Genomic DNA, 25,328 nt, shown 5'->3' on the forward strand with positions numbered 1-25,328 from the left:
CGTCCGCGGGTAAGCAACGACAACCCGTATGCGGAGTCTGTTTTCCGTACGTGCAAGTACCGCCCTAACTATCCAGCTAAGGGCTTCTCAGACCTGGCTGAAGCGCGAGAATGGGTGCTGAATTTTGTTCGCTGGTACAACGACACGCATCGTCATAGCGGCTTAAACTTCATTACACCAAGCCAACGCCACCAGGGACTAGCCGATGAAGTGTTCAATAGACGGAAGGAAGTCTACGCGGCTGCAAAAGCCAAGCATCCGAATCGATGGTCGGGCGAAATTCGCGACTGGAACCTGGAAGAAAAAGTATGGCTCAACCCGGAAAAGGTTGCGCTTATTCAGGCTGGGGAAAAATCTTTGTCTTGACATTTCATAGTTTATAGAGTTAACGACAACTAGCTTGACAAACGCCGAATACGGCGTGTTCGTTTATTGAAATTACTATGATTTGAAATTCGATAAAAGTACTTGGAAATCCTTCTGGAAAATCAAATCACTTTGGAATGTAGCTCGTATGTATACGTACGCTGCAACGTTCAGAGCTGACTCAATTGCAAAAACGCCGGTTGTCTGTAGGAAAGAGCAGTTGCCGGCGTATCTCGCGCTATTAGCTGTTTTAAATACGCTATTGTTATGGTGCCTAATCGATTGTTTCATCGTAATTAAAGGCCGCCCTCCGAAGTGACATCAGAGGGCGGCCTAGTGACTAACATAAACTAAAAAATTTCATTGTTTCTATCCACGCAGCCACGATGGGAAGCGACATTGTAACAATATACATTGTAGAATATTATCAAACTTTTTTAATGCTAGCAACATTTATAATTTTAATGTGGCTCTACACCAAAGTCAGCCCTTGTCGGCAATCCGGATGGCTTCCGGAGTGCACTCTGCAAACCAAATATGATAATAAGGGGCTAAGTCCATCACCACTGCTTTTCGGACGAAGGGCCAAAAACTCCGGCTGTTGCCTTGCGTAGACGAGCGTGGGCAGACCTCAATATGAATCGATTGCTCATTGATTTCCAATACTTCCAACATGAAAAATTCTGGTAAATTAATGAAAGTATGGTATAATAGTAGTGCATCTATCGTTCCCTCTATGGATTGGTCGCACCACCATTTTACGGAATGTGCAGGTGGTTTTCTATTTGTCTCAACTCAGCATAACAATCCGTTGTTTACAAACGCTATGTTTAATTTGGGAAATTTAATGTTCAATGATATTTTATATTTATGTTAAATAAATGATTGACTCGCAGAAATAGTTGGATTAATGTGGATTTAGGAATAATTATAATAATGTGGGTGATGTTGGAAGTGTGCGTGAAACTGGTTCATGTAAGGCTTTTTTCGTTACTTGTCCCCTTTTTTCGTTCTTACGATTACTTGCCAGAAGAAAAAGTTGTTCGTATCCTCAACGTAATGACAAATCATCCGGACAATCCGCTTGAATCAGGAAGAATCAAAGTTTGGGCGGCGGCTGTTGCTCATGTGGCGATGAACTACGATGATCAGTATCGGCGCCGAGCTTTGTACCAATCTGATTTTATCAGTGAACATTTTGGTATCTCACCGATAACTCTTAACAAAAAATCCAGTTATGTAAGCAAATTAATGAATGAGACCCAATGATATGTAAGCGCTAACAAAAAACTATCCATTCTTGTTCAAGGGGGGATTATGTGAAATACGCCCATTCCCAGCGCGATCCGCTGACAGGCCAGCTTCTTCCAAAGGAGAAGTGGCACACGCTGCCAAAGCATCTTCATGACACGGCTGAGAATGCAACTAAACATGCAGAGTATTTTCAAAACGGGAGTATAGGAGAAATTCTTGGCTACATCCATGATTACGGCAAAAACTCGCCGGAATTCCAGCAACGTTTGGAAGGCTCCAATAAACGTGTCGATCATAAAACTGCCGGCGCTTTGCTTGTAAATCAGCATTATCCATACCCTTATGGATTGGCTATGGCTTATGCCATATACGGACATCACGGAGGACTGCCTAATCATATTTCACGGGGGCCTCTTATTGGTCTAGAGGAAGTGCTGCGGAAAAACAAATTTTCCATTATCGATAAAGAGCAGCCTGTTCTTCCGCGACTTGTCGTGTCTACTGCTATACAGCAACTTGAAAAAGGCTCTAATCCAGGCATCACCTCGTCTCTGTGGATTCGTATGTTGTACTCATCTTTAATTGACGCGGATTATTTGGACGCGGAGCGATATTTTCAGCCCGACAAAGCAGCTCTGCGCAATCAATTTCCATCTATTGAACAATTGCAAACATTATTTCAGCCTACCATACAAGAGTTGTTAAGCAAGCCGCTGCATAATCATGTATTTGAGGCGCGGCGTAACGTACTGCTTAGCTGTTTGCGTGCAGCGGAAGGGCCCAGAGGTTTTTATACACTTACTGCTCCGACCGGAAGCGGTAAAACATTTGCTTCACTTGCATTTGCACTCGAACACGCGGTTCAACATCACATGCGGCGGGTGATTGTGGCGCTGCCCTTCACGTCCATAATTGAACAGACGGCCGACGTCTACAGAGGGGTTTTGGGGCAAAATTCAATTCTTGAGCATCACAGTAATGTTGTATTTCATCAGGATAAGGAAACGGAGTTCGACCCAAGACAGCTTGCCAGCGAGAACTGGGAAGCCAGCCTGATTGTTACTACCAATGTGCAATTGTTTGAAAGTCTTTTTTCCGCAAAACCGTCAAAAGCACGTAAGCTTCATCAGCTTGCAGGCAGTGTCATCATTTTGGATGAAGCCCAAGCGCTGCCCAGCGGACTGCTGCTTCCTTCGCTGGCCGCTCTTCAATGTCTTTGCGCCGATTATGGCGTAACCGTATTGTTTTGCACAGCAACACAACCTGCGCTTAAGCCGGAATGGTTTGATCGTATCCAGCCGCCGACAGAAATCATCGACGATCCGAAGTCGCTATACCGTAATTTGAAACGTGTCGATGTTTCGAATATCGGCAAAAAAAGTGCCGGAGATTTGGCTGCACTGCTTGCTTCGCACCAAAGGGCCTTATGTATTGTGAATTCGCGGAAACAAGCACAACGTTTGTACAAACTACTGCCCGAAAAAGAGGGCATCATTCATTTAAGCGCTTTGATGTGCGCGGAGCATCGTTCCAAGATGATAAAAATGATTAAAGATATGCCAAAGGATGCAAGATGTATCGTCATCGCGACGACTCTTGTTGAAGCGGGAGTTGATTTTGATTTTCCGATTGTTTACCGTGAAATGGCCGGTATAGAGTCGATCTGTCAGGCGGCGGGCAGGTGCAACCGCGAGGGCAATTTGGAGATCGGCTATATGTATCTTTTTGAATTTTCCGATACCTCTGCGCGTACAAGCTGGTTTTCCGACAAAGCTGATTTGGCCAAGCTCGTATTGAGAAAATTCCCTGATCCTTTGGAGCCAGATGCGATTCATTACTATTTTAAACAATTTTTCGGGTTTGAGCGCAAAAAACTTGATCAATATAACATTTTAGGCAATTTAAATGCGGGTGCGGATCAATACTCGTTTCAATTTGCTGAAGTGTCCCGTTTGTTCAAATTTATTAAAGAAGATACGGTTTCCGTTGTCATTCCTTATGATCGCGACGCCGTCCATCTGTTAGAAGAAGCGCAGCGGTCATTGTATCCGGGCAGCTTCAGCCGCAAGCTCCAACGTTACACCGTATCGTTATATCCCCAGGAGCTTGAGCAGCTTAAACATACAGGGAGACTAGGGAATATCGAGAACTCCCTATTTTATCTGACTTCATTGAAGGGAGGAATAAGCGGCGAGATCAGCGATCTTTATAGCGAACAACTTGGATTAATCATTCAAGCGGAGGAGGAGTAGACGTTATGGGGTACGGCATTACTTTGCAAGTAAGCGGCGATTATGCTTTGTTCACGAGACCCGAGATGAAAGGTGAAAGAGTTAGTTATGACGTAATGACGCCATCGGCTGCCCGAGGAATACTGGAAGCAATCTTGTGGAAACCCGCCATCAAGTGGATTGTCGATCGGATCACCGTGCTTAACCGGATTGACTTTGAATCTATCCGACGGAATGAAGTGGGTTCCAAAATACCTCCACGCAACGTTACCGCCGCTATGGGCGGGGCTCATGTCGATCTGCACCAATATCCTTCGGAAGATAGGCAGCAGCGGGCATCCCTTGTGTTACGAAATGTCGCTTATTTGATCGATGCACATTTTGAAATGAATCCGAGCAAAGTCGGGGAGACGGATACGCCCGAGAAGTTCTACAATATGTTTCTCAGACGCGCGAGGCAAGGACAGTGTTTCCATAATCCATATTTGGGCTGCCGCGAATTTGCGGCCCGGTTTCAATTGATCGACCATACTGAGCAGCGTCTAGCCAGCCATTATGCCGATATTGAGGAAATGGATTTAGGATGGATGCTGTGGGATATCGAATATGGGGAAGAGCGGGGGAAAGGGAAAACGATGTATTCGTTTCAGCCCAAGTTTTATCGTACTATGATGCGCAATGGAGTCATTGAAGTTTCACGTGAGGTGGGACTATGATTCTGCAATCGCTTGTTGCCTATTACGATCGGATGGCAGAAGAGTATCCTTTGGACGTGGCTCAACCGGGTTATGCGGTCACGCCGATCTCCAAATGTATTGTCATTGACGAAGAAGGCGAGGTTCTGATTGTCCTTAACCGGATGATAGCAAGGGAGGTTACAGGCAAGAATGGGAAAAAGGAAACCAAATTTTTTCCCGAACGAATGATCACCCCGCAGCAGCCCAAACGTTCGGGAAGCAGGCCGGAAGCGGCATTTTTATGTGAAAATGCTAATTTTCTGTTCGGTATATACGGCGATCAGGCTGGAGCTGATTATCGTTTTGAAGCCAGCGGCAAGCTGCACGAGCAAGTGCTGCATGATGTGGACGACAAAGGGGCGCGGGCTATATTAGCCTTTTTTAGAAAACGCAAGCCCGGTTCTCTCGACTACGGTAATGTAGATATGAGTAGTCTGAACGATGGAGGAAATATCGTATTTAAACTGGAAGAGGATACGGATCAATATATACATGAACGTGATGCCATTAAGGATGCTTGGGAGAAGTTTTTGAGCGGCAAATCCGAGGGGGCGTCTATCGGACAATGTCTGGTAACTGGGAAGATTGGACCCATCGCTCGCATCCATGGCAATCTGGAAGGGTTTGGACAGGACAAGCCAACCCTTGTCGGTTTTAATCAGAGCAGTTTTGTCTCCTATGGCAAAGAAAAAGGGGATAATGCGCCAGTTTCCGTAACGGCGGCATTTAAATACGTAACTGCGTTAAATATGCTGATTAGCGACAGGGATCATTGTGCGAATATTCATGGCGATAAGCTGCTGTTCTGGGCGGAAAAAAGAGCCCCTCTGGAGGAACAAGCCGTAGCTGCAATGATTCGTGGTCAAAGACCTGAAGCCGACAGCAAACTCGACGCTGTTACAGGACGGAAAATGGCTTCCGTCATGGAGCATTTGTACAAAGGTACACGGCCGGAAGAGCTTGAACTGGATATCAATGTACGTATCTTTGTACTTGGAATAACCGCCAATAAAACAAGGACGGTAATTCGCTTTTTTTATGTGAATACGTTTGGACAGATCATTGAGCGTTTCCAGCAGCATCATCGCGACATTTATATAGAGGGCCCGGGATGGGAGCCCGAACATCCGTCATTTGACAAAATTTTGATTGAAACTGCGGTTCGCAGAGAAAGCCGTAACGTTCCCGCGCCTCACCAGGTTGCGCTTGTTCGCAGTGTGATGAACAGTACAACGTATCCGAACAGCTTGTTTATCGCTATGCTGACCCGCGTTCGTGCAGAGGCCTCAGCGGACATGAAATTAGCGATTAACCGGACACGCATCGGATTTATTAAAGGTTATTTGAACCGAATAGCTCGTCAATCCCAACAAAAGGAGGAGTTTGGAGTGACTTTGAATTACGGTGAAACTTCTATTGCATATAAACTTGGTTGTATATTGGCGATTCTGAACAAGGCACAATCGGATGCTCTGGAGAAAGTAAACGCTTCGATTGTGGACAAATTTTTAAGCGCGGCCTTAGCCAGCCCACAACAGGTCTTCCCAACCTTGCTGAACAATTCGGAGAACCATTTCTCCAAAAGCAAAAAATATTTCACAAGAAAATTGTTACTGGAGGTCATGGAACATATTCCGCCTGAAGGTTTTCCCAAAACATTAAATGCGGAAGGACAAGGACAGTTTCTTGTCGGGTTCTACCATCAACAGCAGATGTTTTTTAAAGGCAAGGATAAACAGGGAGCAGAAGATCAACCGACGGAAGAAGCGGTTTTGGAACACGAAGATGCACATTCATTTACTTTGGGAGGTTCTAATCCATGAGCGAAGTATTAAAAAACCGATACGAATTTGTGCTCTATTATGATGTAGAAAACGGTAACCCGAACGGTGACCCGGACGCTGGAAATATGCCCCGCATTGATCCGCAAACAGGGCATGGCATCGTCAGCGATGTGTGCTTGAAGCGCAAGGTGCGGAACTTTGCGCAGTATGCCAGGGAAGGCGAAGACGGGTTCGATATTTACGTTAGCGAGGGCGCCGTCCTGAACAATAAACAGAAGGAAGCCTACGAGGCTGTCGGCATCACCACGAAGGACAACCGGGACGATAAGTTGACCGCGCAAGCTTATATTTGCAAACGGTTTTTCGATGTGAGGGCATTTGGTGCAGTGATGGATACGGGAGATTTCAAGTGCGGGCAGGTGCGGGGACCGATTCAGCTTTGCTTCTCCAAAAGCGTTGATCCCATTTTTCAGCAGGAGGTTACCATTACCCGGATGGCTTCAACTACAGAAAAAGAAAAAGCTTCTGAAAACCGCACCATGGGAAGAAAATATATCATACCGTATGGGTTGTATCGGGTCGAAGGGTTCGTCTCGGCCAAGTTTGCCCAAAAAACCGGATTTACCGAAAACGATCTCTCCTTCTTTTTCGAGGCAGTTAAGCTGATGTTCGATCATGACCGTTCTGCATCGCGGGGAAAAATGTCGGCACGGAAGTTGTTTGTATTTAAGCATAATTCCGAGCTGGGCAGCGCGCCAGCTGCAACTCTTTTCGATCTCATTGACGCCAAGCTGCGCGACGAGTCCCAGCCTCCAAGATCGTACAGCCAGTATGAGATTACTGTTCATAAAGATGCGGTTCCAGCAGGAGTGGAATTGATGGAGATGCTGTAGCATTGTTTGTAGTTGTCCATCAGATTTTTTTCTTGTATTTCGCACCAAGATCAATGCCGCATCCCTCGTGGATGCGTGGATTGAATTGGCTACACCGGTGCGAGTCCGGCGCTGATGGGATATTGCGCAGAGCGCAATATCTCATTGGTCTTTTATACCCAAAGCGGCAGGTTTCTGGCAAGAATCATCGGGGAAAGCAAAGGCAATGTCGTTTTGCGGAAGAAGCAATACCGTGTCTCTGATGACGAGGTTATGTCTGCAAAGCTGGCCCGTAATTTTATAAGCGGGAAAATTTACAATCATAAATGGATAATTGAAAGAATGACGCGGGAATATCCTTTGCGGATTGATGTGACCCGGTTCAAAGACGTTTCGCAGCAGTTGTCCGCGCTCCTCATTGACGTAAGGGAATGTGAGGACCTGGAGCGGTTACGGGGGCTGGAAGGTCAAGCGGCCAGCAGTTACAATAAACTGCTCGACCCGATGATTTTTCAGCAAAAAGAAGATTTTTACTTTCATTCCCGTTCCCGCAGACCGCCGCTTGATAATGTAAACGCCATGTTGTCATTTGCTTATTCGTTGCTTGCTAACGATGTGGCGTCTGCTTTGGAGGGTGTCGGTTTGGACGCTTATGTCGGGTTTCTGCATCGTGATCGGCCGGGACGAGTTTCTTTGGCGCTGGATATGATGGAGGAACTGCGGGGTGTCTATGCGGATCGATTTGTATTGTCGCTGATCAATAAGAAGATTATGGGCAAGGAAGATTTTTTGAAAAAAGAAAACGGGGCCGTCTTCATGAAAGATGAAGCGAGAAAAAAGTTTTTGGCCGCTTGGCAAGAGCGGAAACAAGAAAAGCTGACGCATCCTTACCTTGGCGAGAAAATTTCATGGGGGCTGGTCCCGCATGCTCAGGCTTTATTGTTGGCGCGACACTTGCGTAATGATCTCGATGAATACCCACCTTTTATGTGGAAGTAGGTGAATGAATGGATGCTGGTATTGATCACGTATGATGTCAGTACGGTTAGCAGTGCAGGGCAAAGAAGATTGCGGCAGGTATCCAAAGTATGTCAAAATTACGGACAACGCGTTCAAAATTCCGTGTTCGAATGCATTGTAGACGCTGCTCAATTGGCTGTGTTGAAGTTAAAGTTGCTGGAGCTTATTGATGAAGACCAGGATAGCCTGAGATTCTATCAATTAGGCAACAACTACAAAAACAAAGTGGAACATGTCGGTGTGAAGCCATCGCTTGATATGGAAGGTCCATTAATATTATAGTGCGAATATGTGGTGCGAATGTGAAGCTCACATGATTTTCCCGGGACATTCGCACCGAGAATAGTAGCATGAATATCCGTTTTTGTGTTTAATTATTTTTGGAAATATGTGAATCTATTGTTTTTATTTTGATTTTGGTTGGAAATACGAAGTTCCATGCATATTTCAGGTGAAAATCGCAGTCGCATCCCTCGCGGGTGCGTGGATTGAAATGTCGCTCTGGTCGCGTCTTTCTTAAACTTATCCAGTCGCATCCCTCGCGGGTGCGTGGATTGAAATAATTTTTTGTGGCGATTGTCGCCGGTTTCTTTCGGGTCGCATCCCTCGCGGGTGCGTGGATTGAAATTCGATTTTCAGAGCGCCAAATTCGCATTAACTCAGTCGCATCCCTCGCGGGTGCGTGGATTGAAATTCCGTCCTGTTATCTGATCTTGCTTTGAAAGGAGCGTCGCATCCCTCGCGGGTGCGTGGATTGAAATGCAAAAGTAGTGTCGTAATTCTGCCATCCATTCAGGTCGCATCCCTCGCGGGTGCGTGGATTGAAATCTCCAGTGCATCAGCAGCTGGACCTCCTATTCCACGTCGCATCCCTCGCGGGTGCGTGGATTGAAATCACTTGCCAGCATCAATGAGGATACCGGTACTAGGTCGCATCCCTCGCGGGTGCGTGGATTGAAATTCTGTCAACCGTGTCAACTTTCCAAAAATAGAAAGTCGCATCCCTCGCGGGTGCGTGGATTGAAATTTTCGGACAATCAAATAATGCCAAATTATGTAAAGTCGCATCCCTCGCGGGTGCGTGGATTGAAATAACCAGATAGAAGCGTGAAGCTGTAGAGCCAATTCTTGTCGCATCCCTCGCGGGTGCGTGGATTGAAATGCGTATTGCGGCATCTTATTAAGCAACTCTTGCCCGAGTCGCATCCCTCGCGGGTGCGTGGATTGAAATATAAAAAGTCCGGTCTTAACATTTCCAGAGGTATGTCGCATCCCTCGCGGGTGCGTGGATTGAAATCCCGCCGCATCAATAGCCGTAATCTTAAATGTGTGTCGCATCCCTCGCGGGTGCGTGGATTGAAATATCGGAATGAGCGGCATTACAGCACCACCCAACCGTCGCATCCCTCGCGGGTGCGTGGATTGAAATTCCAGCTATCAACTGATAAAAAGAGCAAAATAGCATGCTTAAAACCGAGGTAGTATGATGTATTCATAAAATTGAATTGTCAGAGGTGTGGATGGTGAAATGGGAAGAAGTTCGAAAATTGTACCCTGACCGTTTTGTAAAACTCCAAATCTTAAAATCCCACATTGAAAATCAGACCAGGTATGTAGAGGATATGGCCGTTATTCAGGCTTTTGACGATGAAAAAGAGGCCACCCGGGAATTGGTCCGGTCGAAGGATGACATCCTCGTTTATCATACGGGCAAAGAAAAAATCGAAGTTCAAATCAAACAAATATTTGGATTCAGAGGACAATATGATCAACATCGTATATAAAGATGGTCTTTTAATCACGTCGATAGAGATTTTATTCCGGGGAAACTCCATCGTGATTGAAAATGTTGTTATTGATACAGGAGCCTCTGAGACGATTCTATCTCCTGATGTGGTCGAAGAAATCGGCATTTTTGCCGAACTGGACGATTATATTCATTCTTTTTATGGCGTCGGCGGAAGTCTGCATAACTTTTTTTCTAAACCTTCACAAAACCGCGACAACCCTGGATGCTGCACGCAAGTGCCTTCAGCGGTTGTCGCTTCTTTTTTTCACCTATTAAAAAATCTATGAGCCGCGGGTTGTTCATCTGTACGAAGTCGATTGCCGGCAAGTTGGCCATGGCGCGCATGCCTTGGACGAATATGTAGAGACGGACAGCATCGCCTTGCGTACTGCACTGCTGGCTCATTTGCTTGCGGAAGTGACAGCGTGATGACGTCAATGAAGCGTTGATATTGTTGCAAGAGGCTTTGATTTGATTTATGGCGCTCCCATGCAGGAATAAAGGCGAAGGCTGTCGAAATACAACAACATGCTGATCGTTCGGAGAATTCGTTATTTCACGATTACGAAAATCGATGATGAAAAGAGTCTGCTTATGAGGCTCTTTTTTCTTATGCCAATAAACGGATCACGACACAACAGAGGGGAACAATGAGATGCGCATCATTTGGGTTCTGTTCATTTTGTTTACTGCCGCGTTTACGGCAGCTCCCGCTGTCTATGCGGCTGGTACTGCCGGAGGAGCCAACATTGCCATACCCGCGGGCAACGAGCAAAGTGTTTCGATCAATCAGGACATGGACGTCTTGGAGGATCCGGATGGACAGTGGACTTTGACGGATGTGCAGTCACCCGCCGTTCAGCAGCTGTTTCGGCCGGCCAGGGGCAAATCCTCTTTTGGCTACACGTCATCGGCTTATTGGGTACGATTCACCTTAAGCAATGAGTCGTCCAACGAGCATTGGGAACTCCGGGTTATCAACTCCATCATGGATAAAATCACTGTATATCCACAGCTGCCGTTAATCACGGAGCATCGCAATTATCCCTCGTATCAGATGCATTTGGCGCGCGGAGAAGCAACGACGGTTTACATGCGTTTTGAAACGTACGGTTCGATGCTGATTCCGCTTCAGCTCACGCCAGTACCGGCTTTGTACAACACGATGTACGGAGAGTTGTTATTTTACGGCATTTATTACGGTACGCTGATGGTGATTGCGGTATTTCAATTTGTGCTTTATCTATATACCCGCAGCCGCTCTTATTTGTTTTATTTGTTTAATGTGCTGTCCTTTTGCGTCGTTTTGTTGATCTGGAACGGATTTACGCTGTCTTGGTTCGGAACGGCACGTTTGACGGGAGAGGGGCTTGTATCGGCTTCATGGATGAGCCCTTCCGCGGTGTACGATTTCTTCTATGTGCTGGGCCGCTGGTTCGGATCCTTGTTTATGACCTATATCTTACTGCCGCGAGAAAATTCCAGGCTGGCCGATTGGATCTGCCGTTTGATGAACGTGTCTTGTCCGGTCGTTTGCTGCTGCATCGTGTTGTTTTATCCGCTAGGTATGGGCAATTTCGTGTTTTGGTTTAAATACATGACTTTATTTCTGGCGGTAGTGGTCCTTATCTTATGTGCTTGTAAAGGCAGCCGAATCGCGTTGTATTTGATCATTCCGAAAATCCCCGTCGTTCTGACGACCGTCCTGCCCAAAGCGCTGCTGCTGTACGGTTCGCTCCCTACCACCGGGTTTACGCGAATTTCTTCACAGTTCGGCTTAATCGGAGATTTTGTATTTATGGCGATTCTGATGTATGCCCTTATGAACCAAATGCGCATTAAGGAGGAAACGGCGCAGCGGCAGTTGGTCAAGACGTTGTCGGATTGGAACGTTAGTTTGAAGAAGACGGTGGAAGAACAGACGCAGAGCTTGAAACGGGCGAATGACGAACTGCTTGTATCGGAATCATTCCGCACGGAAATGCTGCAAAATATTTCGCACGATGTGCGCAGTCCGCTTTCTTACGTGCAAAGCGGTGTGCAGGCGCTGCTCCATAAATTCGAAACAAGGCCGGAGCAGCAGGAGCGAATTTTACGAAATGTGTACGACAAGGTGCTTGATGTTAACCGGTTCATTGATGACCTGTTGGACTTAAGCCGCAAAGAAAACGCCGCAGCCAGCGCCGATTGGCAATTGGTTATTTTTGACGAGTGGTACGAGGAAATCGCCAAAGAGCTGGCCGCGGATATCGAATTCGCCGGACGGCGGTGCGAGCTCATGATGCCTTCCGCTTCGGATGCCGACGTACGGATGGATCCGCATTTAATCAAACGGGTGCTGTCCAATCTTGTACATAATGCGTGCAAATTTACCTCGGCTGACGGCGTGATTACTTTGCAGGCAGCGGTGAATGACGGTTCCGTCCGCATGATGGTGGGAGATAACGGTTCCGGGATTGGGCAAGACCAGCTGCCGCACGTTTTCCGGCGTTATTATAGAGAAGGCGAAGCTCAAGGTAGCGGGCTTGGTCTGGCGATAGCCAAAGAAATCGTTGAGCGGCATGGGGGCGAGATTGGGGTGGAAAGCGAGCCGGGGAAGGGCAGCAAGTTTTATTTCACGCTGCCGGTCGTCCGTTGAGCGAAATTACCGGAGGGCGAGACGGATACGCTTGCAGTCTATACGCGTAAAAAAGCAGCTGATACGGGGAGTGTTTCCTTCCTGTCGGCTGCTTTTGCTTTTTAAGACGAAGCGGGCAAGTAATCCTGTCGGATATAAAGCGAGTTTCAAACAAAATGGATGGGGCTCATCTTATTATCGGGCGTAGTCGAACTTGTACCCGAACCCTCTTACGGTTTGAATGTAACGCGGGTTGGCCGGATCGATTTCCAGTTTCTTGCGCAAATTGTGAATATGCACCTTGATCAAATCGGAAGAATACCCGTTATTTAAATCATCCCATATTAACTCATGCAGCTGTCTGGGGTGGTACACGCGCTGCGGGTTTTGCGCCAGTGTGATGAGCAGATGAAGCTCCTTGGCCAGCAAAGTGACGGGTTCGCCGTTTGCTATGACCGTCTTGCGGTCCAAATCGATCTCCAGCCCCGGAAACGTCAGCTTGTTGCCGGCTTGTTTGGTTGCCGTCAGCAGCGCCCCCCAGCGCATATGCGACTTTACTCTTGCCACCAGCTCCAATTGATCAAACGGTTTTGTCAAATAATCGTCGCCGCCCGCCTGCAGGGAAATTAATTTATCGCTTTGCAGTTTATTGCCCGTTAGAAATAAAATAGGCAGCGGATAGATGCTGCGGATGTTGCGGCATAATGTGATGCCGTCCGTATCCGGCATTTGAATGTCCAGAACAATTAAATCCGGCTGGTTGTTATGAAGTTGGGCCATGCATTGTTCTCCATTAAAGGCCTGTATGACATGAAAGCCCTCCGCCGTCAGAAACAGATGCAGCATCTCTTGAAATGGAACATCGTCATCCACTGTTAAAATTGTTGCCGCCATGACTTACTTCCCCTCTTATCGTACGCAAACAAATGATCTTTCTATTTATGTATTTTAACAATTTTTCGGCAAAAGAACAGCTATATTTGGCTGCAAGGCGAGGTTGCGCAGCGATTATGAACAGCAGCGGATCGTCAGTCCGTGCCGATCAGAAAAATTTTTTTTGGATTTTACCACAATTTAACCTTGGGCGTTCATACTGAACTTGCCATACATAAGGCTGCTTATTGAGATTAGGAAAGTGGTTCGTAGCCAATCCCCCATTGCACGGATCGTTGTCTCCTGCCCTATACTTACTCGATAAGCATCATTATGCCATGGAGGCCATCTTCTTAAGCCTCGTGAGCGCATATGGCCGATTGAGAGCATTTGTCTTAAGAAAAAACCTAACGTCAGTTAGGTTTTTTCTCAGTGGGATGATCCGCAGTTGTATTGGGTTAAAACGGCAGGAGGGAATATCCATATATGAGCACATGGGTGTCGCAATCGGAGCTTTGGCCATGGCAGAAGGATCATGACGAAGAACATGGCATCCATACGGAGACTGGCGAAGGAGCGCCATTCTTAATGACAAGCAATCCGGTTATTGCTTCTTCTTACGCGGAAATGATATTTGAATTTATGCGCGATAGAGCTCAGTTGTGCGAACATAGCAAGCAGCCGGTATATATTGTGGAGCTTGGCGCCGGAACGGGGCGGTTCTCCTTTCAACTGCTGCGGCATCTGATCTATCTATGCGAACGCAGAGCGTTTCCCGCTTCGGGTTTCCGTTATATTATGACCGCCAACTCCGCTGAAAGCATCGATTTTTGGTTATCCCATCGGCAATTGGAGCCGTATACGGAGGGTGGCATGCTGGACTTCGCTTTATTTGACGCGGTGACGGATACCCGCCTTTCATTGTTTATTCAGGGAGAAACCATCGATACGGGTCAATTGGATCATCCGGTTGTGGTTGTGGCTAATTTTTTTTTCGAGGGCATGCCCCAAGACCATCTTTATTTCAACGAGGATAAGTTGTTTACCTGTTCGGTGCCGGCGGATGTGCCGGAAACTTGCAACGGCGATAAGGCTATTGGCTCGCGAAATCCGCTTCTGACCTACGAGCCGATACATGCCGGAGCATATTACGAGAAAGAGCCGTATATGAACGAGCTTCTGGAGTTGTATAAGCAATCGCTGCACAATACGCACCTGCTTTTTCCATATACGGCGATCCGCTGTCTGGAACGGCTTCGCGGACTGTCGCGGGAAAAAGGGATGCTGTTGTTATCGGCGGATAAGGCGCTGACAACGGCTTCCGAGCTCGAGCGTTACGGAACCCCGGCCATGTTTGCCGTGCAAGAAAAGCAATGTCCGCTCACCCTGAATTATCATGCAATCGAAGCTTATTATTTGCGGTTCGGCACCGCTTGCCATTTCACGGCATTTTCGGAAAATAGCTTGTTTATGGCCACTCTGCTGGCGGTTCCTTGGCCGGGAGCGTACCGCAATACGGAATTGGCGTACGGGCGCTGCTTGCAGCATGTTCATCCCGGCGATTTCTACAAGCTGATGCTTCAATATAAAAGCCGTTGTCCCGGTATGGGGGTTAGGGAAATTATCGCCTGGATTCGCTTAAGCGGATATGACGACCACTTTCTGCGAGCTGCCGCCGCTAGGCTTTTGGACATCACGGAAGAAGCCGACGAACATGAAAAGACGGAATGTTGTGCAGTCATCGACCGCGTATGGGACGGATATTATGTGGACAGTCCATGCGACGACTTGGCGTTTACATGCGGAGAATTGTGCTTCAAAATGGGCAAGTATGCGCTGGCCGCCGGCTGGTTCGAAAAATCGCGGGCGTTTGCCTCCGACGCTTCGTCCCTTGCTGTCGAATATAACATCGCTTTGTGTTATTTCAAACTTCAGGATGAGCGTGTGGCATCCTCTTATGTTCAGAAGGTGCTTGACGTCCCTCCGCGCCAGTAGCATGCAGCGTAAAAAATAAAGTGCCGATAAACAGGGCCGTTCCTAGGGGATCGGCCCTTAAATTAATGTTTACACACGCAACATGATCGTTTTACACATGCGGATAGTTCCTTTTCTTGATCTCAGGCTTTATAATGAGAATTATTATCAATGCCTGGGGCGTGTCGTTGTGATGAATATTCAGGATCAGATTATGTTATGGAACTATGCGGTGATCAAGGTCATGGATGTACGCCGCTTGAAGATGACGGACGGTGAAGAGCTGCATGGCTACCGGCTGCCTGCCAGCGCATTTTTGCAGCCTACGCGGGGGAGCGCCATGGTTTGTTTGGACGGAACGGCTTATCCGATGAAACCGCTGCATGTCCTGCATGGAGGCAAAGGTACATATTTGGATATTGTCCGGACGGAGGACGATTTCGAGTATTATCTCGTATTCTACAGTGCGGCGATTTCGCTGCCTAGCCGGCAAGAGTTGCAGCAGCTTCTGGAGCGCGGCAATCCATTTGAAATGCAATATGGATTCGAGCCGTATTCGCCGGTTCCGCTGCTGCTCAAGCTCGAACAAATGGACAAGGAATGGCGGCAATCGGGCATGCTGGAACGGTTTCATGTCAAAGCGCTGTTTTATCAATTTGTTTACGATGTGCTGCGGCAGCTGCATTCACAAGATGTGCCGATCAAAAAAGCGGACCTCGTATCGCAAGCTCTCCGTTACATGGACGAGCATTATGCGGATCCGATATCCCTGGAGTCGCTGGCTGAGCTGTTCGGCTGCAGTCCACGGCACCTGGTGCGGTTATTCCAGGAACGGCTTGGGCAAAATCCGCTGGATTATTTGCTTGAGGTGCGGATGGAGATTGCCAAACGCTTGATCCTCACGACGGACGCGACCGTTCAGGAAATTGCGCACGGACTTAGCTACCAGGACCGCTATTATTTCAGCCGTTTATTTAAGAAACATGTGGGCATCTCCCCAAATCATTACAAAGCGCAGGTGGCGCAGCCCGTTCGTCCGAATCGTACATTAGCCGTGTCCGAATCGTCCATTGGCAAGCGCCGGCTCGGGCGTTATATTGTTAATGGTGTTGAGAATCATTATCAATATAGACGTAAAGGGGCACTACAAATGAACACATTTAGGAAAAAAACTCCCATGGCCGTCAATCTGCTGCTGATTGTTGCTTTGCTGCTGTCTGCATGCGCAAGTACGCCAAATTCGAACGGCGCGGGCGGAAGCTCGCAGGTGTCGCAGAATAACACGCAGAGCAGCCAAACCGCTGCGCCCGCCGTAAGCCGAAAAATTGTCGATGATCGCGGGGAAACGATTGTTTTTAACAAACCGGCCAAAACGATTCTGACCTTTCCGAAGCCGCTCGCCGAAACGGCGATTGCAATTGCCGGTGGCGTGGATCGTTTGGTCGGGATTCATCCCGCGTCGAAAACGTTAATTTCGCAAAGGGTGCTGAGCAAATATTATCCGCAAATCAACCAAATTAACTCTTCGTTTACCGTAGAGGGCGGATTTGTGCCGAATATCGAAGAGATTCTGAACATTAAGCCGGATGTCGTATTCCAATGGAATATGGGCAAGCCGGAATATTACGAATCCATGGTGAAAGCGGGGATTCAAGTCGTAACGATCGGATGGGGACCATGGGATAAAGAAATGGCGACAATCCGTATGTTGGGTACGGCGCTTGGCAATGAAGACCGCGCCGAGCAGTTGGTGAAAAACCAGGATGCGGCCAGAGCCGAAATTGAACAGCTCGTGAAGGACGTTCCGCAGGACAAACGTGTCAAAATGCTGCTGATCAGCGCGATGGAAGGCAATAAAATTTCCGTTCACGGCGACAGCAACTTTTATCATGAAATTCCCGGTGTGAAAAATGCCGCTTACCAAGAAGGGGTATCCAAAAACACGATGCAGGTGAGCGTCGAGCAAATATTGGCCTGGAACCCGGATATGATCGTGATCCATGAAGGCGCGGTCGGCGTCAACCCGTCAGCAATTTACGAGCACCCGCAGCTTAAAGAGCTGACGGCGGCGAAAAACAAAAAAGTATACAAGCTCCCCGAATTCGCTTTAATGTCGCATATGGCATCGCTCACCTGGTATTGGTACGGGGCGCTGGCTTATCCGGATAAGTTCTCGACGGTGAATATGAGAAACGTAATTAAAGACGGCTACAAATTCTCTTACAACATCGCCCTGAAGGACGAAGAGGTCGATCAGGTGCTCAGAGTGGATGCCAATAAGGATAGTGCGCTGTACGTAAGCAAGTTCAAAAATTAAACTGATCCGAAGGAGAACTACAACCACGATGGAATATAGAGAATTAGCAAACACAGGCATTCAAATATCCCGAATCGGCTTCGGGGCGCAGCGCTTCGAGCACCCGCACGACCGAGACGCGTGTGTGGAAACCGTGCTGCATGCTTATAACAACGGCATTAATTTCTTCGATACGGCGATGCTGTATTGTGCCGACCAGTCCGAGTTTATACTGGGTGATGCCATACAGGAAATGAAGAAAGGCGAACTGCCTTTTCATATCTCATCGAAGTGTTATTACGGGGATTCCGGCAATTTCAGAGAGAAGCTGGAAACAAGTCTTCAGAGATTAGGCTTGCAGCAAATCGATTTCTTCACCAACTTATGGGGCGTCAAAAGTTACGGGGATTGGCTGGAATGTGTAAGGTTCGGGGCTGTCGATCAGATGGTGAGAGCACGGGAAGAAGGGCTGATCAAGCACGTTTCCATTACGACCCACATGCCTAGCGAGGATTTGCGGAAGGTGCTCAGCGAATACGGATTCGATATCAACATCGTTGGTTATAATGTGCTGAACGCCCCGTGGAGAACCGAAGGGATGCGCGCTTCCCACGGGCTCGGCGTAGGCAATATCGCGATGAATCCGCTGGGCACGGGTATTATTCCGCAATATGAGCACGTGTTTAACGCCATCTGTATCCGTGATCATCAGAGCATCGTTGAAGGAGCGATCCATTATATGCTGTCCAGTCCGTATGTGGACAGCGTGCTTGTCGGTTTGCGCAACAAAAGCGACGTGCAGGACGCGCTGGATTCCTTCGCCAGCTTTAAGCCGTATACCGAGGAAGAACGCCAGCTGGTGCATACAAGGCTGAAGCGGCGAATCGCCGAGCTGGATTACGATACACGCCATAAAATCGCGATGGACATATGCCAGAAAATGTATATTAACCGCGAAGAAGTCGCCGCTTTAATGGACGTTTACGTCCTGTCCATCTGGCGAAATTAGTATGGCGAATAAACATGCCGTTTTTTTCGCCGTCACCGCCGCCTTGTTTCTTGTCGCTGTCACTGCGTCTTTGTGCATGGGCAGATATACGATGACGCCGGGTGAGTTGTTTCAATCGATCTTTTCTCCAGCCAGCTTACAGCCGGGCAATGCGGGGGCAACCGTCATTTGGAGCATTCGGCTGCCCCGAGTGATTGTCGCCGCCGTAATCGGCGCCGGATTGGCCGTAGCCGGAGCAAGCCTGCAAGCGATGTTCTCCAATCCGCTGGTCAGCGAGCATTTGCTGGGGGTTTCTTCCGGCGCTGGCTTTGGCGCGGCGCTTGGTATTTATTTGTTCAGCCAAACCGTGCTTATTCAGGGGATGGCTGTTATATTCGGATTGCTCTCGATGGTCATCGCTTATTATATCAGCAAGAAGGACGGCCAGGTCAACATATTAAAGCTTGTTTTGGCGGGCATGATCACCAGCTCGGTATTTGCCGCGCTGACTTCATTGATTCAATATATCGCCGATCCGGAAAAACAGCTGCCAAGCATCTTGTTTTGGCTGATGGGCAGCTTGGCCGGCGCAACGATGAAAGATGTGACGAGTACGATTCCTTTAATCGTGCTTGGCATCGCGTTGATCTGGAAATTGCGCTGGCAGCTGAACATCATCTCGCTCAAAGAGGAAGAAGCCGTTTCCTTGGGAATAAACTTGAAGCGGATCCGCATCGCCGTTATTTTGGCGACAACGGTCATTACCGCGCTAGCTGTAGCGACTTGCGGCATGATCAGCTTTGTCGGTTTGATCGTTCCTCATTTTGCGAGAATGGTTGTGGGGCCAAACAACAAGATTTTAATCCCGGCCAGCATTGCCTTGGGGGCGGTGTTTATGGTGGCCGTGGATACGACGGCAAGAACGCTGACGTCCGCCGAAATTCCGCTGTCCGTGCTGACCGCCTTGATCGGGGCGCCGATCTTCGGATATATGCTGTACAAGACGGGAGGCGCATGGAGTGATTGAGGTTGCCGATGCGGCTTTTTATTACGATGAAACTCAGCCATTATTCCGGGACGTAACCTTAAACGTAAAGAAAGGGGAAACCTTGGCGGTGCTTGGCGTTAACGGCGCCGGCAAAACGACGTTTATCAAATGTTTGATGGGTTTCTTGAAATTGAAATCGGGGTATGTGCGGATCGACGGGGCAAGAGCCGATGCGCAAGGACCCTCCGCTTTCTGGAAGCGGGTCAGCTATGTGCCTCAAGCCAAATACGCGACGTTTGGATTCAGCGTGACGGATATGGTGGTCATGGGATTGTCGCCTTATATTGCGCTTGGCAGCGCGCCGAAAAAAGAAGATTACAATAAGGCCCGCGAGATGCTGGGCAGCCTGGGCTTATCGGCAATCGCGGACAAGCCGTGCACCAAGATCAGCGGCGGTCAACTGCAGATGGTGTTGATCGCCAGGGCTTTGATCAAGAAACCGCAAGTGCTGATTATGGACGAGCCGGAATCGAATCTGGATATGAAAAATCAGATGAAGGTGCTGGAAATCATCAAATGGCTGAACCGGCAGCATCTGAGCATTATTATCAATACCCATTTTCCCGCCCATGCTTTACGAGTGGCTTCGCAATCATTAATCATCGGGAACAACGAGCACATCGCCGGCCCGACGGAGCACATTGTTAATGAAGCGAATCTGGAAAAGTTTTTTGGCGTACAGTCGGAAATTATCCGCTCCGGCCATAAGGATGGCGGTGCTTGGGGTGTTGTGCCCTTCGAGTTGGCCGATCCGCTGAAGCTGGAGGATTTAAAGCTGTAAGTACCGTCATCCGGCCGAACATGAGGTTCACAATACGGAAAAAGGAAATGAGAAGTGGGAGAGGCATTCCCTAGCTTACTTGTTTTACGGATGTTTCAAGCACGTATTAAACAAGAATAAACAAACAAAAAGGACGCTTTCAAGCCCACTTATTTAGTGGTTTTGAAAGCGTCTTGTGCATGGAGCTGGAATGTCAGATTGCAGATATTTTTATCCGATCTTTATTAAACTTACATTGGGCAAACTCACAAAGTATTGTATAATTGACTCGTATTTACCTTATGAAAACAGGATTTAGCAAACTTACGTTTCTTCACCAATGCGGTAATCTGTTATAGAGAAAATAGGGGGAATTATGAAAACAAATTCGGTCAGCAGGCAGATCATTTGGAGAACGGGAGCGGTCATGCTTTTGGTTGACCTGGTTACGGCCATTGTCATATCGGCTTTAATGGGAAGCAATATGAATAAAATTCAGGAACATAGCAATTTTGTAACCAGCCAAATGGTAATGAGCTCGATGAAAGAGGTTCAAAGCAGAAACAAAACGATCGAGGAAGTGCTGGATGCGAATTTGTATACGGCTGCCAAAGGCATTACCGAGGAGCTAAGAGGAAAGCAGCTGGATAATGTTGACCGGACGTTATTGGAGAGTATCGTGAAGAAATGGGATTTGCACGGACTTTCTTTATTTGTCAAAGACGGTTCTTTTTTTCGTATCGTCCAATCTTCGGAACCGGAAGAGATGGACCAGAACACGAAGGACTGGGGAGATTTGTGGAATCATAGCTTTCAAGAGCTGATGGACCGGGTGCCGGTTACGACCAAAGAAGGGTTCACAAGACCGAATTATTGGGTCGGACCCGCGAGCAAAGCGGATTGGAATGCGGAATATTATTTGTACGGCTATTATTATGACGGAACAACTCCATTTATGGTGAATCCTTATGTTACAGCGAACAACTTGTTCGATCAGACGCTGGGGGGAACAAACCGGCTGGTGAACAGCATTCTTGACGATAACAGCCAGATTAAAAATGTCACTGTCGTCAACATCGAACCTTTCTTGGCCGACAAACCCGCTAAAGTGATCAGGCCGGATACGGACGCGGCGGTCATTGTGGGTGATAATAAGTTTCCAACCGCCGATGACAAAGCGGCTCTGACCCAGTTGACCAAGACAGGTAAAGAACAGACGTATGAGTTAAAAGAGTTTGGCGCCAACTTGGAAAAACGCTACATTCCGCTGCCCGACAAGCGGGCGTTAATGCTCGTTATCGACACCTCCGCGCAAAAGAAGCTGCAGACCACCTTTACGCTGATCTTTTTTGCTGTCATTTGCATTGCGTTGTGCTTGAATATTTTGATGATCCGCACTATTTTCAAAAGAAGGTTAAAGCCGGTGCAGGAAATCGGCGATTACATCAATCAAGTATCCCGCGGCAATTTTGACGCTCGCTTAGAAGTTCAGGACAAGAACGAATTAGGCTGGATTGCCGGGCAGATCAAAGTGATGGCGGGCAAAATCAAGTTGTCTGTCGATGAGCTGGAAAGCAAAGTGCAGGAGCGGACGAGTGCGATTCAAAATCTGCTGAATCATGCCGGCCAAGGATTTTTGTCCTTTGGCCCCGGGTTGGCGGTAGATTCGGATTACAGCCTGGAATGCCGCAGAATTTTCGGTAAAACGATCGATAAGCTGACGTTTCCGGAATTGCTTTACGACGATGAAGCCGAACGGCAGGAGCTTACCGAAATATTAACGGCATTTTTTGCAGAAACGGACGAAGCGAAACGTGAGCTGATCTTAACGCTGCTGCCTGCCGAAATGCGGCTTGGCGCTTTGGATATTCATCTGGCTTACCGCGTCATTGACCGCTTGCAGTTAATGACGATTATTACCGATGTGACGGAGCAAAAAGCGCTGGCCGAAGAAGTCGAGCGGGAGCAGCGCATGTTAAAGATGGTCGTTAAGGTGGTCACTCAATACGATGATTTTAAACAGTTGACCGAGCAATACGAGGAATTCTCCAATCAGCGATTGCCGGAAATATTGCAACACGACGATGCTTCCGAAAAAAAGTTCGGCGAAATATGCCGGGCGATTCATACATTCAAAGGGAACTTTGGCATTTACCATATGAAGGGACTCGTCAACAAGCTGCATGAGCTGGAGACGCGTCTGCTGGACGACCGTGATGATGCCGAAAGCGGAGCGTTAGAAGCCTATTTGCTGCAGCTGCCGTATAACAGCTGGCTTGAAGAGGAATTGAAAGATTTGCATTCCATTTTAGGCGAAAGTTATTTGGATGAACGAAACAAAATGGTGATCGTCCCGGAACGTTTGGCTCAGCTGAAACAAAAAATATACAAGCAGTTTCCACCGGAGCAAGCGAACATCATCATAAGCGACTTGGAACGGCTGGCCGATAAACCGTTTAAGGATTTGTTGAAAATTTACCCCGATTATGTAGCGGATCTGGCGGTACGCAACGGCAAAGCGATTGCCCCGTTAACGATCGAAGGCGGGGAAATGCTGGTCAATCATGCTATGTATCATTCGTTCGCCAAATCGATCGTTCATATATTCCGCAACATGATCGATCACGGACTTGAATACCCTTATGAGCGGATCAAACTGGGCAAGGACAATCACGGCCAAATTACGCTGCGAATTGTGGATCGCATGCCCAACCTGGTCATAGAGATCGGCGATGACGGCAGAGGAATATCGCCGTCTCTCATTGCCGCAACAGCGGTGGAGCAAGGACTGCTCAGCCAAGAGACGGCCGCTCGCTCGTCGGACAGCGAACTTATCGATTACATTTTCCACAATCACTTTTCCACGAAGAGAGCGGCGGACGAGCTTTCCGGCAGAGGAGTTGGCCTCGCCGCCGTCAAAGAAGAGACACAACGGCTGCATGGATCGGTTGAAGTTCAATCTCAAGCAGGTAAAGGCACGTTGTTTCGCTTTATACTCCCTATGCCGACTTAAGCCGGATCTCGCGGAAAGGTCCGAAGGATCTAATCTTCTGAAGCAAACACATCTTGTTTATCCTTATTTTGTGCAGGAGAGTTGTATATGACGAAAAAGCGGTTTTTGCTTGCTGCCGCCGCCGGTCTGGTGGTCGTATCGGGCTGCTCCTCCGCCGGGCTGAAGGCTGGCTCTGCAAACGACAGTAAACAGCGGACGGTCAAGGTGATGTTCGCCGAATCGCCGAGCCAGAAGGTGAATAACGGTTCGCCGATACAGAATGAAATTGCCAGGCTTATGAATATCAGGCTGGAATATGAGCCGATTGCCGCGAGCAACTACGGAGAGAAGAAGAAAATATTGCTGGCTACGGGTCATCTGCCGGATATCGTGCAGATCGAAAAGCAAGATGTGAACGATTTTGCCTCGTCAGGGGTCTTTTTGCCGCTGATGGATTATATGAACCGGGGATTGATGCCGAATTTCAAAAAGCAATGGGATGCTTTGCCCGATCTGAAGCGCTTAACAGTCGACGGGGAACTCTACGGATTTCCGGCGATCGCCCGCAATGAAGCGAAAAACGGCTTTGGTCCGGTCATACGTACGGATTTGCTGGAAAAACACCATATTCCGCTACCCCGCTCGTTTGATGAACTGCTCACCGCACTGGGCAAGCTGAAGCAGCTGTACCCGGATTCGGTTCCATGGCCGATCCGTAAAGGGACAAGCCAACTGCTGGCGGCTGCGGCTTATATGATGGGCAGCGGTTACAACGTAAGCGGAGGCATGTATTTCGATAAGGACGTGGAAGGCGGCAAATTTGTGTACGGTCCGGCGACGCCGGCGTTTAAGCAAGTGCTGGCGTATTTTCAGAAGGCTTACAGCATGGGGGTGCTGGATCCGGATTACCCGGTAACGACCCAGCAGCAGTGGACGGAGAAGCTGACCGGGGGCAAGTCGTTCTTTTTTCTGGACAACAGCGGGTTTGGCCTTAATTTTACGAGAGATTTGCGCAAATCCGTACCCGAAGGTACGTTTCAGGTTATGCCGATCCCCGCGTACAAGCCGGGCAGCGCGCGGGCGCAGCTGTACCCGACGACGTTCTCCGGCAAAATGTTCGCCGTCAGCTCCAAAGCCAAAGACCCCGAGGCGCTGGTTAAGCTGATCGACTGGATGTATTCGGAGCAGGGCTCCAACCTGATGAACTTCGGCGTAGAGGGAGTGCATTATACGCTGGATGACAAAGGGCAGCCGCAGCTCAAAAAGTCGTATGTCGACCGGTTTGTAAGGGCCCAGCCGACGCCTTATTATGCGCTTTATTCCGATTTGGGCTGCTGCCAGCTCAGCTTTACTCCGTGGTATTCGAACACGATGTCGCAATTCCAGATAGAAAAAATGACCGGCAACTGGGATGCGCTGAACGAGCAATATTGGCAGATCGTTGCATCCGATCCGGCTTACGGGGAACAGGTGATGGAACCGCCGCTGACCAAGCAGGAGGCTGCACGGGTTCAGGAGATTAACAACCGGCTTAATTTCATATTGAACCCGGAATATGACAAGTTTATGATGGGGCTCAAGCCGATCGGCGAATACGATGCGGTAATCGCCAGTGTGCGGGAGCAGGGCGCGGGCGAGCTGGAAAGTATATACAACAGCGCAATGTCCAGAATGATTCGGTAGTATGGTGACAAGTGCGGGTCAAGCTACAGCAGGAGGGAACGGAG

The 25,328-nt window shown here is 48.3% G+C and carries 18 protein-coding genes, 1 pseudogene and 1 CRISPR repeat array; of the genes and pseudogenes, 18 read left to right on the plus strand and 1 reads right to left on the minus strand.

Annotation, left to right across the window (positions count from 1 at the left end):
• The 11 genes and pseudogenes from EYB31_RS06595 to EYB31_RS06650 all read left to right on the plus strand — a co-directional run.
• Window positions 1-366: integrase core domain-containing protein (locus EYB31_RS06595; protein ID WP_165452264.1), on the plus strand; the 366-nt coding region annotated here is incomplete at its 5' end.
• A 936-nt stretch (window positions 367-1,302) separates the two neighbouring features.
• Window positions 1,303-1,635 carry a DUF6398 domain-containing protein gene (locus EYB31_RS06605; RefSeq protein ID WP_165452265.1) on the plus strand — a complete coding sequence of 111 codons (333 nt, stop codon included), beginning with the start codon at window positions 1,303-1,305 and terminating at the stop codon, window positions 1,633-1,635.
• Window positions 1,636-1,685: 50 nt separating this feature from the next.
• Entirely contained in the window at window positions 1,686-3,872 is a 2,187-nt protein-coding gene (gene cas3, locus EYB31_RS06610; protein WP_131012509.1) for a CRISPR-associated helicase Cas3', read from the plus strand.
• Window positions 3,873-3,877: 5 nt separating this feature from the next.
• Window positions 3,878-4,567, plus strand: coding sequence for a type I-C CRISPR-associated protein Cas5c (cas5c, locus tag EYB31_RS06615; protein ID WP_131012510.1), 690 nt, complete (start codon window positions 3,878-3,880; stop codon window positions 4,565-4,567).
• Window positions 4,564-6,411: a type I-C CRISPR-associated protein Cas8c/Csd1 gene (gene cas8c / locus EYB31_RS06620; protein WP_131012511.1), complete on the plus strand. Its 1,848-nt coding sequence runs from the start codon at window positions 4,564-4,566 to the stop codon at window positions 6,409-6,411. Before cas5c ends, cas8c begins: the two co-directional genes overlap by 4 nt.
• Window positions 6,408-7,265 carry a type I-C CRISPR-associated protein Cas7/Csd2 gene (cas7c, locus tag EYB31_RS06625; protein ID WP_131012512.1) on the plus strand — a complete coding sequence of 286 codons (858 nt, stop codon included), beginning with the start codon at window positions 6,408-6,410 and terminating at the stop codon, window positions 7,263-7,265. The genes cas8c and cas7c overlap by 4 nt, the downstream gene beginning before the upstream one ends.
• 87 nt (window positions 7,266-7,352) lie before the next feature.
• Window positions 7,353-8,243 (plus strand): annotated as a pseudogene (gene cas1c, locus EYB31_RS06630) (type I-C CRISPR-associated endonuclease Cas1c); the annotation flags it as partial.
• A 12-nt stretch (window positions 8,244-8,255) separates the two neighbouring features.
• Complete coding sequence (gene cas2, locus EYB31_RS06635; protein WP_131012514.1) at window positions 8,256-8,546, plus strand: CRISPR-associated endonuclease Cas2; 291 nt, start codon at window positions 8,256-8,258, stop codon at window positions 8,544-8,546.
• A 181-nt stretch (window positions 8,547-8,727) separates the two neighbouring features.
• Window positions 8,728-9,693: direct repeats of the CRISPR family, unit length 32 nt; unit sequence GTCGCATCCCTCGCGGGTGCGTGGATTGAAAT.
• Between the two features lie 91 nt (window positions 9,694-9,784).
• Window positions 9,785-10,048, plus strand: coding sequence for a hypothetical protein (locus EYB31_RS06640; protein ID WP_240762148.1), 264 nt, complete (start codon window positions 9,785-9,787; stop codon window positions 10,046-10,048).
• Window positions 10,029-10,340, plus strand: coding sequence for a pepsin/retropepsin-like aspartic protease family protein (locus EYB31_RS06645; RefSeq protein WP_131012515.1), 312 nt, complete (start codon window positions 10,029-10,031; stop codon window positions 10,338-10,340). Before EYB31_RS06640 ends, EYB31_RS06645 begins: the two co-directional genes overlap by 20 nt.
• A 368-nt stretch (window positions 10,341-10,708) precedes the next feature.
• A complete protein-coding gene (locus tag EYB31_RS06650; protein ID WP_131012516.1) occupies window positions 10,709-12,691 on the plus strand; it encodes a sensor histidine kinase in 1,983 nt (660 codons plus the stop codon).
• A gap of 174 nt (window positions 12,692-12,865) precedes the next feature.
• On the opposite strand, the gene EYB31_RS06655 is transcribed toward EYB31_RS06650, so the two are convergent.
• Window positions 12,866-13,564, minus strand: a complete 699-nt coding sequence (locus EYB31_RS06655; RefSeq protein ID WP_131012517.1) for a response regulator transcription factor — start codon at window positions 13,562-13,564, stop codon at window positions 12,866-12,868.
• A gap of 465 nt (window positions 13,565-14,029) precedes the next feature.
• On the opposite strand from EYB31_RS06655, the gene EYB31_RS06660 reads away from it, so the two are divergent.
• The 7 genes from EYB31_RS06660 (at window position 14,030) to EYB31_RS06690 (ending at window position 25,284) form a co-directional block, all read left to right on the plus strand.
• Window positions 14,030-15,538, plus strand: coding sequence for a hypothetical protein (locus EYB31_RS06660; RefSeq protein ID WP_131012518.1), 1,509 nt, complete (start codon window positions 14,030-14,032; stop codon window positions 15,536-15,538).
• Window positions 15,539-15,710: 172 nt separating this feature from the next.
• Complete coding sequence (locus EYB31_RS06665) at window positions 15,711-17,834, plus strand: AraC family transcriptional regulator (RefSeq protein ID WP_240762216.1); 2,124 nt, start codon at window positions 15,711-15,713, stop codon at window positions 17,832-17,834.
• Between the two features lie 28 nt (window positions 17,835-17,862).
• On the plus strand, window positions 17,863-18,822 hold the full coding sequence (locus EYB31_RS06670) for an aldo/keto reductase (protein WP_131012520.1): 960 nt from the start codon (window positions 17,863-17,865) through the stop codon (window positions 18,820-18,822).
• Window position 18,823: 1 nt separating this feature from the next.
• Entirely contained in the window at window positions 18,824-19,828 is a 1,005-nt protein-coding gene (locus EYB31_RS06675) for a FecCD family ABC transporter permease (RefSeq protein WP_131012521.1), read from the plus strand.
• Window positions 19,821-20,630, plus strand: a complete 810-nt coding sequence (locus EYB31_RS06680) for an ABC transporter ATP-binding protein (RefSeq protein WP_165452267.1) — start codon at window positions 19,821-19,823, stop codon at window positions 20,628-20,630. Before EYB31_RS06675 ends, EYB31_RS06680 begins: the two co-directional genes overlap by 8 nt.
• A 355-nt stretch (window positions 20,631-20,985) precedes the next feature.
• Complete coding sequence (locus tag EYB31_RS06685; protein WP_131012523.1) at window positions 20,986-23,622, plus strand: ATP-binding protein; 2,637 nt, start codon at window positions 20,986-20,988, stop codon at window positions 23,620-23,622.
• Window positions 23,623-23,709: 87 nt separating this feature from the next.
• Window positions 23,710-25,284, plus strand: a complete 1,575-nt coding sequence (locus EYB31_RS06690) for an extracellular solute-binding protein (RefSeq protein WP_131012524.1) — start codon at window positions 23,710-23,712, stop codon at window positions 25,282-25,284.
• Window positions 25,285-25,328 lie beyond the last annotated feature (44 nt).

This window comes from Paenibacillus thalictri (assembly GCF_004307995.1).
GTDB classification, from domain to species: domain Bacteria; phylum Bacillota; class Bacilli; order Paenibacillales; family NBRC-103111; genus Paenibacillus_AF; species Paenibacillus_AF thalictri.

What these genes read in the sequence shown, in the direction of transcription:
- EYB31_RS06605 (WP_165452265.1), top strand. Translation starts at nt 1,303, where the DNA reads ATGTGGGTGATGTTGGAAGTGTGCGTGAAACTGGTTCATGTAAGGCTT.
- cas5c (WP_131012510.1), top strand. Translation starts at nt 3,878, where the DNA reads ATGGGGTACGGCATTACTTTGCAAGTAAGCGGCGATTATGCTTTGTTC.
- cas8c (WP_131012511.1), top strand. Translation starts at nt 4,564, where the DNA reads ATGATTCTGCAATCGCTTGTTGCCTATTACGATCGGATGGCAGAAGAG.
- cas7c (WP_131012512.1), top strand. Translation starts at nt 6,408, where the DNA reads ATGAGCGAAGTATTAAAAAACCGATACGAATTTGTGCTCTATTATGAT.
- cas2 (WP_131012514.1), top strand. Translation starts at nt 8,256, where the DNA reads ATGCTGGTATTGATCACGTATGATGTCAGTACGGTTAGCAGTGCAGGG.
- EYB31_RS06640 (WP_240762148.1), top strand. Translation starts at nt 9,785, where the DNA reads ATGGTGAAATGGGAAGAAGTTCGAAAATTGTACCCTGACCGTTTTGTA.
- EYB31_RS06645 (WP_131012515.1), top strand. Translation starts at nt 10,029, where the DNA reads ATGATCAACATCGTATATAAAGATGGTCTTTTAATCACGTCGATAGAG.
- EYB31_RS06650 (WP_131012516.1), top strand. Translation starts at nt 10,709, where the DNA reads ATGCGCATCATTTGGGTTCTGTTCATTTTGTTTACTGCCGCGTTTACG.
- EYB31_RS06655 (WP_131012517.1), bottom strand. Translation starts at nt 13,564, where the DNA reads ATGGCGGCAACAATTTTAACAGTGGATGACGATGTTCCATTTCAAGAG.
- EYB31_RS06660 (WP_131012518.1), top strand. Translation starts at nt 14,030, where the DNA reads ATGAGCACATGGGTGTCGCAATCGGAGCTTTGGCCATGGCAGAAGGAT.
- EYB31_RS06665 (WP_240762216.1), top strand. Translation starts at nt 15,711, where the DNA reads ATGAATATTCAGGATCAGATTATGTTATGGAACTATGCGGTGATCAAG.
- EYB31_RS06670 (WP_131012520.1), top strand. Translation starts at nt 17,863, where the DNA reads ATGGAATATAGAGAATTAGCAAACACAGGCATTCAAATATCCCGAATC.
- EYB31_RS06675 (WP_131012521.1), top strand. Translation starts at nt 18,824, where the DNA reads ATGGCGAATAAACATGCCGTTTTTTTCGCCGTCACCGCCGCCTTGTTT.
- EYB31_RS06685 (WP_131012523.1), top strand. Translation starts at nt 20,986, where the DNA reads ATGAAAACAAATTCGGTCAGCAGGCAGATCATTTGGAGAACGGGAGCG.
- EYB31_RS06690 (WP_131012524.1), top strand. Translation starts at nt 23,710, where the DNA reads ATGACGAAAAAGCGGTTTTTGCTTGCTGCCGCCGCCGGTCTGGTGGTC.